This is a genomic window from Actinokineospora sp. UTMC 2448 (genome assembly GCF_024760565.1).
GTDB classification, from domain to species: domain Bacteria; phylum Actinomycetota; class Actinomycetes; order Mycobacteriales; family Pseudonocardiaceae; genus Actinokineospora; species Actinokineospora fastidiosa.
This window is the reverse complement of the sequence record NZ_CP031087.1, coordinates 5,356,772-5,368,873: the sequence shown is the minus strand read 5'-3', so window position 1 is coordinate 5,368,873 and position 12,102 is coordinate 5,356,772. Positions and strand designations below refer to the sequence as shown.

The following is a 12,102-nucleotide window of genomic DNA, read 5'->3' as shown; positions in this document are numbered from 1 at the left end:
ATTTCGTCAATAGGAGTGGTTTTTAGAATGGGCGACCCGTCCCACGTCTCCGCCGTCGCCGCGCTCGACGAGCCGACCCGGCGCAGGCTGTACGACTTCGTCGTGCGCAGCCCCGCCCCGGTGAGCCGCGACGAAGCCGCCGACGCCGTGGGCGCGCCCCGCACCACCGTCGCGTTCCACCTCGACCGCCTGGTCGGCGAGGGCCTGCTCGAGGTCGTCCACGAACGCCGCACCGGCCGCACGGGTCCGGGCGCGGGCCGCCCGGCCAAGCTGTACCGGCGCTCACCGCGGCAGATCGCGGTGTCCCTGCCCGACCGCCGCTACGAACTGGCCGGACACCTGCTCGCCGACGCCCTCCAGGAGGCCCAGGCGTCCGGCGAGCCGCCGCGCGCCGTCCTCGACCGCCGCGCCCGCGCGCTCGGCCGCGACATCGGCGAGGCCGCGCGCACCGACGACCGGGACGTGCTGGGCGCGCTGGAGGCCTTCGGCTTCGAGCCGCGCACCGCGGGCGGCGAGATCGTCATGGCCAACTGCCCCTTCCACAGCCTGGCCCAGCAGCACACCGAACTCGTCTGCGGCATGAACCTCTGCCTGCTCGACGGCCTGCTCGACGGGATGGCCGAGTCCGGCCTGACCGCCCGCCTCGACCCGGCCCCCGGCCACTGCTGCGTGCGCATCGCCCCCGCCTAGGCTGCCCGCATGGGGGAGACCGACGCCGAACTGGCGGCCAGGGCGGCCGAGGCGGGCGCCGAGGTCGTCCGGTCGCTGCGCGGGCGCGCCCTGCGGCGGTTCGCCAAGGACGCCGACGACTTCGCCACCGAGGCGGACGTGGCGGCGGAACGCGCCATCCTCGCGGTCCTGCGCGCCGCCCGCCCGGATGACGCTGTCGTCGGGGAGGAACTGGGCGCCACCGGCCAGGCCGACCGCACCTGGCTGGTCGACCCGCTGTGCGGCACCCACAACTACGCCGTCGGAACGCCGCTGGTGGCGGTCAACGTCGCCCTGCGCGTCCACGGCGAGATCACCGCAGCCGCCGTCGCCGACCCCTTCTCCGGCGAGGTCTTCCGGACCGACGGCGCCCTCGCCCCGGACCCGGCCAGCCGGATCGTGGACGTCGACATCGATCCGCCGTTCCCCAACCGGGACTGGTTCAGCGCGGCCCGGCTGCTCGCCGACCCGGCGTTCACCGCCCGCTTCCGGCCCCGGGTGCTGTCGACGTCCCTGGCGCTGGCCTGGGTCGCGGCTGGCAAGCGCGCAGGCTACGTCACCGACGGCCACCTCCGCGACAGCGTGCACTTCAGCGCGGCCATCGCGCTCTGCCAGGCGGCCGGGTGCGTCGTCTCCAACCTTGTGGGCGGACCGCTGCACACCGGCGTCCAAGGCCTGGTGGCCGCCGCCGACGCCCGCACCCACGCCGACCTGGTCGCGGTGATCGCCGCCGATCAGGCCGCAGCGACCGACGCGGCGCCGTGCACCGGCCGATAGCCCAATTTCGCCGTAGCGGCGGACGAGTCGTAGACGCGGTCGATCCGCTCGGGCACCGGCCACCCGTTGCGCTCGAACACCGCGACGAGTTCCGGCGCGCGGCGGCCGAGGACGGCGGCGGCGTCGCGCCACAGCTCCTCGACATCCGACCGTGTGAACACGACCGGTCCGGCGATGGTGAACACGCCGTCGACCCCGGTGCGATCCACCGCCATCCGGTGCGCCTGAGCCACATCCCGCGGATCGACGCCGCGGTGCAGCCGGTGCGCCGCGCGGATCGGCCGCGGCTCCGGGAAGCAGCGGGCTATCCGCAGGACGACAGGCGACAGGGCCTCATGGGCGCGGACAAGGGTCTCGGCCGCGAGCTTGGTCTCGTCGTAGATATCGCGCGGCAGCGGGTCCAGCGTCTCGTCGACCCACACCGCGCGGTCGCGGGGGACCAGTGCGTGCCCGTAGACCGACGTGCTGCTCGTGTAGACGAACCGCCGGACCCCGCAGCGGACGGCCTGGTCCAGCAGAGCCGCCGTGGCCTCGACGTTGACCGACCGGAAGTCCTCGTCCGGCACCCGCCCGACGTGCGGGGCGTGCAGCGCGGCCGCGTGCACCACGGCGTCCGCCCCCGCCAGGGCACGGGCGCGCAAGGCCGGGTCGCGCAGATCGCCGACGTGGTCGGTCCACCGCCCCGGCCGGGCGTCCCACCCCAGGACCGTCCACCCCGAGGCGTGCAGCTCCGCCGCGACGGCCGAGCCCACGATCCCGGACGACCCCGTGATCACCACCCTGCCCATCAGCCCTCCAGCCGCCGTGCGCGCACCTCGGGAGTCTGCCTGGGGCAGCTGACGCACTTCGGCTCGCCCGCCCGGTAGATCAGGCAGCACGACGCCCGCCGCACCACCAGCCGCCCGCCCGCGACCGCGAACCGCGGCACCGGCAGGTCCGGGCCGACGGCAGCGGCGACCGCCACCGCGTGCGCGGGGGTCCCGCCCGCCCACAGCGTCCGGTTGCCCACGGAGTCCGTCGCGATCGCCCACAGCGACCGCGCCGCCGCGCCGCTGACCGCCGACACCGCCGCGATCCCCGCCGCCAGCACCTCCCGCAGCGCGGGCCCCGGATCGGCCCGGACCGCCCGCGCCCGCGCGTCCGCCACCCGCCCGTCGGGCGTCACCGACAGCACCATCGAGCAGGCGTCGGCGACCGGACCGCCTGCGACCGCGCTCTCCACGACCGGCCCCACCAGCGCCGAACTCGCCTCGTACCACCACAGCGTGCCCAGGACCCGGGCGTCGGCCCCCGGGTAGCGCGACCGGGACGACCCGATCCGCCCGGCCACCCACTCCGGGTCGCCCACCGCCGCCACGTCGCTCATCTCGATGGATCACGTTACAGCCGCGCCCACCGTGGCGGAGCACGCACGCAACGTGGCCGTAACACGACGGGACCGACAGTTCACGGCGGCGAAACCTCGCGCGTCATCCGGCGAAACAGGCCACTCCAATGATTCCGGGCAATCGATCGGTGATGGAGGACAGTGTGGACACAGGAGACACGGCCTGGGTGCTGGCCAGCGCCGCCCTGGTCATGCTCATGACGCCGGGACTCGCGTTCTTCTACGGCGGCATGGTGCGGGCCAAGAGCGTGCTCAACATGCTGATGATGAGCTTCATCTCGCTGGCCGTGGTCAGCGTGCTGTGGGTGCTCTACGGATACTCGCTCGCCTTCGGCGAGGACGTCGGCGGCGGCCTGCTCGGCGGCGGGGACTTCCTCGGCCTCGACGGCGTGCTCGGCACGGCGACCGGGACCCTGCCGCACGTGGTCTTCGTCGTGTTCCAGCTGATGTTCGCCATCATCACCGCGGCGCTGATCTCCGGCGCGATCGCCGACCGCGCCAAGTTCTGGACCTGGACGATCTTCATCGCGATCTGGGCCACCGTGGTGTACTTCCCCGTCGCGCACTGGGTCTTCGACTTCGACGGCCTCACCGGCGAGGTCGGCGGCTGGATCGCCAACACCCTCGGCGCGCTGGACTTCGCGGGCGGCACCGCCGTGCACATCAACGCGGGCGCCGCCGCCCTCGCGCTGGCCCTGGTCCTCGGCAAGCGCAAGGGCTGGCCGCGCGAGCCCATGCGCCCGCACAACCTGCCGTTCGTCCTGCTCGGCGCGGGTCTGCTCTGGTTCGGCTGGTACGGCTTCAACGCCGGGTCCGCCGTCGGCGCGAACGAGCTCGCGGGCGTCGCCTTCGTCACCACCACCGTCGCCACAGGCGCGGCCGTGCTCGGCTGGCTCATCGTCGAGCAGGTCCGCGACGGCAAGCCCACCACGCTGGGCGCGGCGTCCGGCGCGATCGCGGGCCTGGTCGCCATCACCCCGGCCGCCGGGTTCGTCAGCCCGCTGGGCGCCATCGCCATCGGCCTCGTCGCGGGCGTCCTCTGCGCGCTCGCCGTCAGCCTCAAGTACAAGCTCGGCTACGACGACTCCCTCGACGTGGTCGGCGTGCACCTCGTCGGCGGCCTCGTCGGCACGCTGATGATCGGCCTGCTCGCCACGACCGGCGTCAACGCCGCGGGCCAGGACGGCCTGTTCTACGGCGGCGGCGCGACCCTGCTGGGCAAGCAGGCGCTCGCCGCGGCCGTGGTGATGGCCTACAGCTTCGTGCTGACCTTCATCATCGGCTTCATCCTCAACAAGACGATCGGCTTCCGGATCTCCGCAGAGGCCGAGGCCACCGGCATCGACGAGTCCGAGCACGCCGAGTCCGGCTACGAGTTCTCCAGCCTGCGCGGCGGCGGGTCGTCCCTCGGCAAGACCGCGGACATGCTGGCCCAGAAGGTCTCCGCAGGCAAGGAAGGCTGAGCGACATGAAGCTGGTCACCGCGATCATCAAGCCCTTCACCCTCGACGACGTGAAGGCCGCGCTGGAGCAGATCGGCGTGCTCGGCATGACCGTCAGCGAGGTCCAGGGCTACGGCAGGCAGAAGGGCCACACCGAGGTCTACCGCGGCGCGGAGTACTCGGTGGACTTCGTGCCCAAGATCCGCGTCGAGGTCCTCGTCGACGACGTCATGGGCGACAAGGTCGTCGACGCCGTGGTCGAGGCAGCGCGCACCGGCAAGATCGGCGACGGCAAGGTCTGGGTCACCCCGGTCGAGACCGTCGTGCGCGTGCGCACCGGGGAACGCGGCACGGACGCGATCTAGCCCATGACCCAGGGGGAGCACGCCCCGAACGCCGCGGACCTGGTGCTCGCCCGCGACCGGTTGCTCGGTCGCGGGCGCGCCGGGTCCGTCGGCGCGTCCGGGGGACACCGGCTGAGCCCGCCCGCGCTCCGCGAGGCCCTCGCCGACCTGCACGAGTTCTGGCTCACCGCGCACGCGGCGCAGGCCGGGATCGGCGGGCGCGGCGAGGGCGTCGCGCTGCTCGCCGTCGGCGGCCTCGGCAGGCGCGAACTGGTCCCGTACGCCGACCTCGACCTGGTCCTGGTGCACGACGGGCGCAAACCGGTCGCCGACGTGGCCGAACGGCTCTGGTACCCGCTGTGGAACGCCGGGGTCGGGCTGGACCACTCGGTGCGCACCGTCGGCGAGGCGCTGGAGGTGGCGGGGACGGACCTGCGGGTCGCGCTCGGCCTGCTGGACGCCCGGCACATGGCAGGCGACGCCGAGATCGGCGTGCGGCTCGCACGCGCGGCCCGCGACTCCTGGCGGGCGGGCGCGCGCAAGCGCCTGGGCGAGCTGCTGGAGTCCGTGCGCAAGCGCTGGGCGCGGGCGGGGGAGGTCGCGCACTGGGTCGAGCCGGATCTCAAGCACGGCCGCGGCGGGCTGCGCGACCTCGGCGTCCTCGACGCGCTGGCCGTCGCGCAGCTGGTGGACCGGCCGGGCGAGGACGTCCAGGCGGCCCGGACCCTGCTGCTGGACACCCGCACCGAACTGCGCCGCGTGGTGGGCCGTCCCCGGGACGTCCTGCGCCCGCAGGACGGCGACGAGGTCGCGTCCGCGCTGGGGCTGGGCGACCGGTTCACCCTGGTGCGCGCGCTGTCCGGCGCGGGCCGAACCGTGGCGTACGCGGTGGACGTCGCGCTGCGCGCGGTGTCGTCGGCCCAGCCGCAGCGGCGGGTGCTCGGGGTGCTGCGCCGCGCGCCGGAACGCCGTCCGCTGGCCGACGGCGTCGTCCTGCACGCCGGCGAGGTGGTGCTCGCCCGCGACGCCGAGCCCGGCAAGGACCCCGGCCTGCTGCTGCGCGTCGCCGCGGCCGCCGTCCGCACCGGGCACCCGATCGCGCCCGCGGCGCTGTCGCGGCTGGGCGAGACGGCCCCCGAACTGCGCGCCCCGTGGCCCGCCGAGGTCCGCCAGGACCTCGTGGCGCTGCTGGGCGCGGGGGAGGGGCTGACCGACGTGGTCGAGGCGCTGGACCGCACCGGCCTGTGGGCCAGGCTGTTCCCGGAGTGGGGCGCCGTGCGCGACCTGCCGCCCCGCGACATGGCGCACATCTGGACCGTCGACCGGCACCTCGTGCGCACGACCGTCAACGCCGCCCGGCGGGTCACCTCGGTCTCGCGCCCCGACCTGCTGCTGCTCGGCGCGCTGCTGCACGACATCGGCAAGGGCCGCGACGCCGACCACTCCGTCGTCGGCGCGGCGCTGGCCACGCAGGTCGGCCACCGGCTCGGGCTGTCCAAACAGGACGTCGACACGCTCGCCGCCGTGGTGCGCCACCACCTCCTGCTGCCGCACACCGCGACCCGCCGCGACATCGACGACCCCGCGACGGCCGAGCGGATGGCCGAGACCCTGGACCGCGATCCCGTCCTGCTGGACATCCTGCACGCGCTGGCGGAGGCCGATTCCCTCGCCACCGGGCCGGGCGTGTGGACGGACTGGAAGGCGGCGCTCGTCGGCGACCTCGTGCGCAAGACCCGCGCTGCCATGGCCGGTGAACCGCTGCCCGACGGTGTGCCGTTGGCTGCGGACAAGCGGGCGCTGGCCGAGTCGACGGCGGCGTCCGGGAAGCCGGACGTGCTCGTGGCGGGGACGCGCCCGGCGACCGTCACCATCGCCACCGTCGACCGCCCGGGCGTGCTGTCGCGCGCGGCGGGCGTGCTCGCGCTGAACTCGCTGGAGGTGCACGCGGCCACGATGGGCGCGCACGCCGGGGTCGCCGTCGGCGTGTTCACCGTGACGCCGCGGTTCGGCTCCATGCCCGACCCGTCGCTGCTGCGCGAGCAGTTCGCCCGCGCCGTGGCCGGCACGCTCCCGCTGGCCGAGCAGCTGGCCGCCAAGGAGCGCGACTACGGCGGCGTCGCGGCCGACCCGCCCGAGCCGAGGGTTCTGTGGTTCGACCACGAGGCGGGCAGCCCGGACGTCGTGGTCATGGAACTGCGCTGCGCGGACCGGATCGGCCTGCTGCACAGCGTCGCCGACGCGCTGGAGGGCCGCGGGGTGGACGTGCGCTGGGCCAGGGTGGCGACCCTGGGCGGGTCGGTCGTCGACTCCTTCGGCATCCCCAAGGGCGCCGGACCGGGGTGGCGGCGGGCGATCGAGAACGCGGTCTTGCGGGCATGCGGATGAGTAGTGTTACTCAGCCGCATACGCGGGCGTCCACGCTGGGGCCGGGCCGGGAATAAGGGCAGGCTTTGCGGTGTCCGAGCGAGAGCGGCCACGCCGGACCGGTTGGGGGACCGGGACGGCTGGAGGGGGCGGACGCAGCCGGGAAGGGGCCCGTCGAGGGGTCGGGCCCCATCCCGGTGACCTAGAGCGCCACCAGCAGGGCCTGCGTCCCGAACACGACGACCAGCGGCACGGCCGCGCTGCGCGCGCAGAGCAGGGCGATCAGCAGCAGGGGGACGATCCAGGCCGGGTTGTCCGGCAACTGCGCGTTCAGCAGGACATCGGTCGGCGTGAGCGGCGCGATCCGCGGCAACTCCACACCCTGGCCGCTGAACGTCCGAGCGGTCATCGCCGCCAGCGTGAACCCGGCCGCCCCGAGCACGACCCCCCGCGCCGCCCGCACCCCGATGGCAACCACCCCAAGGGCGATCAACGGTCCGACCACGGCCAACGGACCCGGCGGGGCCGAAAGGTCAGCGGAGAGCAACCAGGCGAGGTCGTGCAGCACCAGCAGCGCGCCCCCCGCCACAACCCCCGCATGCCGGTGCCGCAGCCACAGCGCCGCCACGACAGCGGCCGTCACCACCATCCCGATCGCGGAGAAGAGGACCAACGCCAACTCCAGCAGGGATGAGTCGGTGCTGACCAACCCCAACCGCTGCCAAGGCCCAGTGACCGCGAACCCGGCCAGCACCAACCCCCCGAGCGCGCCACCGAGCCGCGTGGGCAACCAGTACGCCACCCCCGCCGCCCCGAGGAGCAACACCAGCCCGATCCCGCCCCGAGCCGCCTGATCCAGCCCTAACGCAGGCACCCCGTACCCCGCGAGCAGGACGGCCACCCCGCCCAACGCGGCGATCAACGCCTCCCGGGAGATCCCGCCCGCGCCGCGCGCCCAGCAGGCCACCCGGTCCGCGAGGCCGCGCAGCGGACCCAGCGCCAGCGCCGCCGCGGCGCCGACCGCGAGCAGGACGACCAGCGGCACGGGACCCGCCCCGGGCGCGGGCGCCGCGAGCGCCGCCGCCGCGGCCAGCCCGCCGGGCAGATCGCGCCGCACCGCCGCGACCAGCCCCACCACCACCGGCACGAGCACACCCACGGCGGCCGTGACCGGGTGGACGGGGAGCGGCGCGCCCGCGAGCCCGGTCAGCGCGACGACCGGCGCGGCGCCACCGCCGACGGCGTGCGCCGCGGCCGTCGCGCCCAGGACGGTCCAGAACGTCCCGGTGACGGCCATCAGCGCGGCCACCACCGCCAGCCCGGCCAGCAGCGCCGCCGCCCACTCCCCGCTGAGCGCCGCCACGATCACCGGCACGACCAGGCCCAACCCGACCCAGCCCACGGTGTCCCACAGCACCAGCAGCGCCACGGCCAGGGGAGCGAGCACCAGCGCCACCGCGAACCGCGGCGCCGGGTCAACGGCGACGACGAGCACCTGCCCCAGCAGCCCGGCCCCGATCAGCACGGCGGCCGTGGCGGCCCCGTGCTCCACGCCGTCCCTGCTGACCGGCCGGACGAGCAGCCCGACGACCACGAACACGGCGGCGACGGCCACCCGCAGGTCGGGCAGCAGGGCGTACCCCGCGACGGCGACCATCCCCAGCAGCGCGGCCGCGGCCGCCTTCGCGTCCAGCATCCCGGGCCCCCTTGTGGATCAAGGGCCGGAAGCTACCACTGGGCGGGCCGGTAGACCTGCAGTACGACGTGCGGCCCGACCGCCCGGCACTCGACCAGCTCGAGCTCGGTCGTCCCGCCCTCCCACAGCCGCCTCCCGGAGCCGAGGACGACCGGGTGCACGATCAACCGGTACTCGTCGACCAGCCCCCGCTCCCGCAGCGCGTGCACCAACCGCGCGCTGCCCGGGACGATGATGTCCCGGGCGTGCCACTCCTTGACCGCCGCGACCTTATCGAGCGAGATCACCTCGGTGTTGTTCCACGTCGCCGCCTTGAGCGTCGACGACACGACGTATTTCGGCATCGAGTTCATCCGCTCGGCGAACCCCGCCGCGTCCCGCCGCTGGGGCCACGACGCCGCGAACGTCTCGTAGGTCGCCCGGCCGAGCAGCTGCGCGTCCGCCGCCATCAGCTCGTCGAGCTTGAACCGCAGGCCGTCGGGGGCGTCGGCCCGGAAGCTCCACGCCCCGTGCGGCGACCCCTCCACGCCCGCCGGGTCCTCGATGACCCCGTCGAGGGAGATGAACTGCGTGACCACCAGCTTGCCCACCACGGTCTCCTTCATTCGATCCGTCACCGGGCCGACGAACGGGAGCGAGCGGAATCGACAGCGTTCGGTCTACGTGAGTGCCGTCCCGCTGACCCCCGGTACGCTCGGGGGACGTCCCGCAACAGCTATGGAGTGCCGCACCCGTGTTCGACACCCTCTCCGACCGGCTCTCATCGGTCCTGCAGAACCTGCGTGGCAAAGGCAGGCTGAGCGACGCCGACATCGACACCACCGCCCGCGAGATCCGCATCGCGCTGCTGGAGGCCGATGTCGCCCTGCCGGTGGTGCGCGCCTTCATCGCCAAGGTCAAGGAACGGGCGAAGGGCGCGGAGGTGTCCGCCGCGCTCAACCCGGCGCAGCAGGTCGTCAAGATCGTCAACGACGAGCTGATCGCCATCCTCGGCGGCGAGACCCGGCGGCTCAACCTGGCCAAGACCCCGCCGAGCGTGATCATGCTGGCCGGTCTCCAGGGCGCAGGCAAGACGACCCTGGCAGGCAAGCTGGCCCGCTGGCTCAAGGCCCAGGGCCACGCCCCGCTGCTGGTCGCCTGCGACCTCCAGCGCCCCAACGCCGTCACCCAGCTGCAGGTCGTCGGCGAGCGGGCGGGCGTCACCGTCTTCGCGCCCGAGCCCGGCAACGGCGTCGGCGACCCGGTCGAGGTCGCGCGCCGCTCCATCGATGAGGCCAAGCGCTCCCACTACGACGTCGTCGTCGTCGACACCGCGGGACGTCTCGGTGTCGACGAGGAGATGATGCGCCAGGCCGCCGACATCCGGGCAGCCACGAACCCCGACGAGGTCCTCTTCGTCGTCGACGCCATGATCGGCCAGGACGCGGTCACCACCGCCGAGGCGTTCCGCGACGGCGTCGGCTTCACCGGCGTGGTCCTCACCAAGCTCGACGGCGACGCCCGCGGTGGCGCGGCGCTGTCGGTCCGCGAGGTCACCGGCGTCCCCATCCTCTTCGCCTCCAACGGCGAGAAGCTGGAGGACTTCGACGCCTTCCACCCCGACCGGATGGCCAGCCGCATCCTCGGGATGGGCGACCTGCTGACCCTGATCGAGCAGGCCGAGCAGCACTTCGACCAGGCGCAGGCGGAGAAGGCCGCGGCCAAGATCGGCACCGGCGAGCTCACGCTGGAGGACTTCCTCGAGCAGATGCTCGCCGTCCGCAAAATGGGCCCGATCGCCAACCTGCTGGGCATGCTGCCCGGCGCGGGCCAGATGAAGGACGCGCTCGCCCAGGTCGACGAGAAGCACATCGACCGCCTGCAGGCGATCATCCGCGGCATGACCCCGGCGGAGCGGCAGGACCCGAAGATCATCAACGCCTCCCGCCGCGTGCGCATCGCCAACGGCTCCGGCGTGCAGGTCCGCGACGTCAACGACCTGGTCAACCGGTTCTACGAGGCCCGCAAGATGATGCAGCAGATGGCGGGCCGCTTCGGCATGCCCGGCGGGCGCAGCGCCACCAAGAAGCAGCCCAAGGGCCGCAAGGGCAAGAAGGGCAAGGGCAAGGGCCCGACCCAGCCGAGGGTGCGCGGCGGCTTCCCCGCGGGCATGCCCGACCTGTCCGGCATGCCGCCGAGCCTGCAGCAGCTGCCGCCCGGCTTCGGCGGCATGGACCAGCTCCCGCCCGGCTTCGACCCGTCGAAGCTCAAGTTCCCGAAGAAGTGACCGCGCTGCACCTGCGCGGCGCCGTCCTGCCCGACGGCGGCGAGCGGGACCTGTGGGTCGTCAACGGCCGGGTCCGCACGACCGAGGTCCCGGGCGCGACCACGGTCCTCGACGGCGGCTACCTGATCCCCGGGTTCGTCGACGCGCACTGCCACGTCGGCATCGGCCCCGGGGGGCCGGTCGACCTCGACACCGCGGCCGGGCAGGCCGAGATCGACCGGGACGCGGGCACGCTGCTCATCCGCGACTGCGGCTCGCCGATCGACACCACGCCGCTGCAGGAGCGCCTGGACCTGCCCAGGATCATCCGCGCGGGCAGGCACATCGCCCGCCCCCGCCGCTACATCCGCCACCTCGGCGTCGAGATCGAGCCCGACGACCTGCCCGACCAGGTCGCCAGGCAGGCGGCGGCGGGCGACGGCTGGGTCAAGCTGGTCGGCGACTGGATCGACCGGGAGAAGGGCGACCTCGCCCCGCTGTGGTCCGACGACGTGCTGGCCGAGGCCATCAGGGTCGCCCACGACGCGGGCGCCAGGGTCACCGCGCACGTCTTCGGCGAGGACGCCCTGCCCGGCCTGATCGAGGCGGGCATCGACTGCATCGAGCACGGCACCGGCCTCACCCCGGAGACCACGGCCGAGATGGCCCGCCGCGGCACCGCGCTGGTCCCGACCCTGATCAACATCGAGAACTTCCCCGGCATCGCCGCGGGCGCCGAGCGGTTCCCGTCCTACGCCCGCCACATGCTCGACCTCTACGAGAACGTCACCCGCACCGTCGCCCACGCCATCGAGGCGGGCGTGCCGGTCTACGCGGGCACGGACGCAGGCGGCGGCATCGCCCACGGCCGGATCGTCGACGAGGTCATCGCCCTGCACCGGGCCGGGATGAGCGCGGAGCAGGCGATCGCGGCCGGTTCGTGGAGTGCGCGCGCCTGGCTGGGGTACTCGGGACTGACCGAGGGCGCCGCAGCGGACCTGCTGGCGTTCGCCGACGACCCCCGGGAAGACTTGGAGACATTGCGCAACCCCGCTCTCGTCGTGTTGCGGGGACGGGTGGTCCGCCAAACCGTACGGTGATCCCGTTGGCCTCGGACCGCCCGGGGGAGCCGGACT

Annotated in this window: 11 protein-coding genes; 7 read left to right on the top strand and 4 right to left on the bottom strand. The window is 74.2% G+C overall.

Annotation, left to right across the window (positions count from 1 at the left end; all coding sequences use genetic code 11):
* Window positions 1-27: 27 nt before the first annotated feature.
* Both Actkin_RS24495 and Actkin_RS24490 read left to right on the top strand, forming a co-directional pair.
* The gene (locus Actkin_RS24495) at window positions 28-690 is read left to right on the top strand and encodes a helix-turn-helix transcriptional regulator (RefSeq protein ID WP_189213338.1); all 663 of its coding nucleotides are present in this window, start codon (window positions 28-30) and stop codon (window positions 688-690) included.
* Between the two features lie 9 nt (window positions 691-699).
* Complete coding sequence (locus Actkin_RS24490; RefSeq protein WP_258904402.1) at window positions 700-1,485, top strand: inositol monophosphatase family protein; 786 nt, start codon at window positions 700-702, stop codon at window positions 1,483-1,485.
* Here the strand turns inward: Actkin_RS24490 and Actkin_RS24485 are convergent.
* Window positions 1,443-2,273 carry an NAD-dependent epimerase/dehydratase family protein gene (locus tag Actkin_RS24485; protein WP_258904401.1) on the bottom strand — a complete coding sequence of 277 codons (831 nt, stop codon included), beginning with the start codon at window positions 2,271-2,273 and terminating at the stop codon, window positions 1,443-1,445. The two genes, Actkin_RS24490 and Actkin_RS24485, sit on opposite strands and share 43 nt — an antisense overlap.
* A complete protein-coding gene (locus Actkin_RS24480; RefSeq protein WP_258904400.1) occupies window positions 2,273-2,851 on the bottom strand; it encodes a (2Fe-2S)-binding protein in 579 nt (192 codons plus the stop codon). Before Actkin_RS24480 ends, Actkin_RS24485 begins: the two co-directional genes overlap by 1 nt.
* Before the next feature lie 164 nt (window positions 2,852-3,015).
* Here Actkin_RS24480 and Actkin_RS24475 point away from each other — a divergent pair, with 164 nt between their 5' ends.
* Genes Actkin_RS24475 through Actkin_RS24465 form a run of 3 tightly spaced genes read left to right on the top strand, consistent with a single transcriptional unit; the run spans window position 3,016 to window position 7,046 of the window.
* Entirely contained in the window at window positions 3,016-4,335 is a 1,320-nt protein-coding gene (locus Actkin_RS24475) for an ammonium transporter (RefSeq protein WP_229787512.1), read from the top strand.
* A 5-nt stretch (window positions 4,336-4,340) separates the two neighbouring features.
* A complete protein-coding gene (locus Actkin_RS24470) occupies window positions 4,341-4,679 on the top strand; it encodes a P-II family nitrogen regulator (protein WP_189213334.1) in 339 nt (112 codons plus the stop codon).
* Window positions 4,680-4,682: 3 nt separating this feature from the next.
* Complete coding sequence (locus Actkin_RS24465; protein ID WP_258904399.1) at window positions 4,683-7,046, top strand: [protein-PII] uridylyltransferase; 2,364 nt, start codon at window positions 4,683-4,685, stop codon at window positions 7,044-7,046.
* A 181-nt stretch (window positions 7,047-7,227) separates the two neighbouring features.
* Here the strand turns inward: Actkin_RS24465 and Actkin_RS24460 are convergent, their stop codons facing one another.
* Complete coding sequence (locus Actkin_RS24460; RefSeq protein WP_258904398.1) at window positions 7,228-8,721, bottom strand: hypothetical protein; 1,494 nt, start codon at window positions 8,719-8,721, stop codon at window positions 7,228-7,230.
* A gap of 32 nt (window positions 8,722-8,753) precedes the next feature.
* Window positions 8,754-9,338 (bottom strand): dihydrofolate reductase family protein, encoded by a 585-nt coding sequence (locus tag Actkin_RS24455; RefSeq protein WP_258904397.1) that lies wholly within the window; start codon window positions 9,336-9,338, stop codon window positions 8,754-8,756.
* Between the two features lie 116 nt (window positions 9,339-9,454).
* Here Actkin_RS24455 and ffh point away from each other — a divergent pair, with 116 nt between their 5' ends.
* Window positions 9,455-10,987, top strand: a complete 1,533-nt coding sequence (gene ffh, locus Actkin_RS24450) for a signal recognition particle protein (protein ID WP_189213331.1) — start codon at window positions 9,455-9,457, stop codon at window positions 10,985-10,987.
* A complete protein-coding gene (locus Actkin_RS24445; protein ID WP_258904396.1) occupies window positions 10,984-12,066 on the top strand; it encodes an amidohydrolase family protein in 1,083 nt (360 codons plus the stop codon). The genes ffh and Actkin_RS24445 overlap by 4 nt, the downstream gene beginning before the upstream one ends.
* Window positions 12,067-12,102: the final 36 nt, after the last annotated feature.

What these genes read in the sequence shown, in the direction of transcription:
- Actkin_RS24460 (WP_258904398.1), bottom strand. Translation starts at nt 8,721, where the DNA reads ATGCTGGACGCGAAGGCGGCCGCGGCCGCGCTGCTGGGGATGGTCGCC.
- Actkin_RS24490 (WP_258904402.1), top strand. Translation starts at nt 700, where the DNA reads ATGGGGGAGACCGACGCCGAACTGGCGGCCAGGGCGGCCGAGGCGGGC.
- Actkin_RS24465 (WP_258904399.1), top strand. Translation starts at nt 4,683, where the DNA reads ATGACCCAGGGGGAGCACGCCCCGAACGCCGCGGACCTGGTGCTCGCC.
- Actkin_RS24495 (WP_189213338.1), top strand. Translation starts at nt 28, where the DNA reads ATGGGCGACCCGTCCCACGTCTCCGCCGTCGCCGCGCTCGACGAGCCG.
- Actkin_RS24485 (WP_258904401.1), bottom strand. Translation starts at nt 2,273, where the DNA reads ATGGGCAGGGTGGTGATCACGGGGTCGTCCGGGATCGTGGGCTCGGCC.
- Actkin_RS24470 (WP_189213334.1), top strand. Translation starts at nt 4,341, where the DNA reads ATGAAGCTGGTCACCGCGATCATCAAGCCCTTCACCCTCGACGACGTG.
- Actkin_RS24480 (WP_258904400.1), bottom strand. Translation starts at nt 2,851, where the DNA reads ATGAGCGACGTGGCGGCGGTGGGCGACCCGGAGTGGGTGGCCGGGCGG.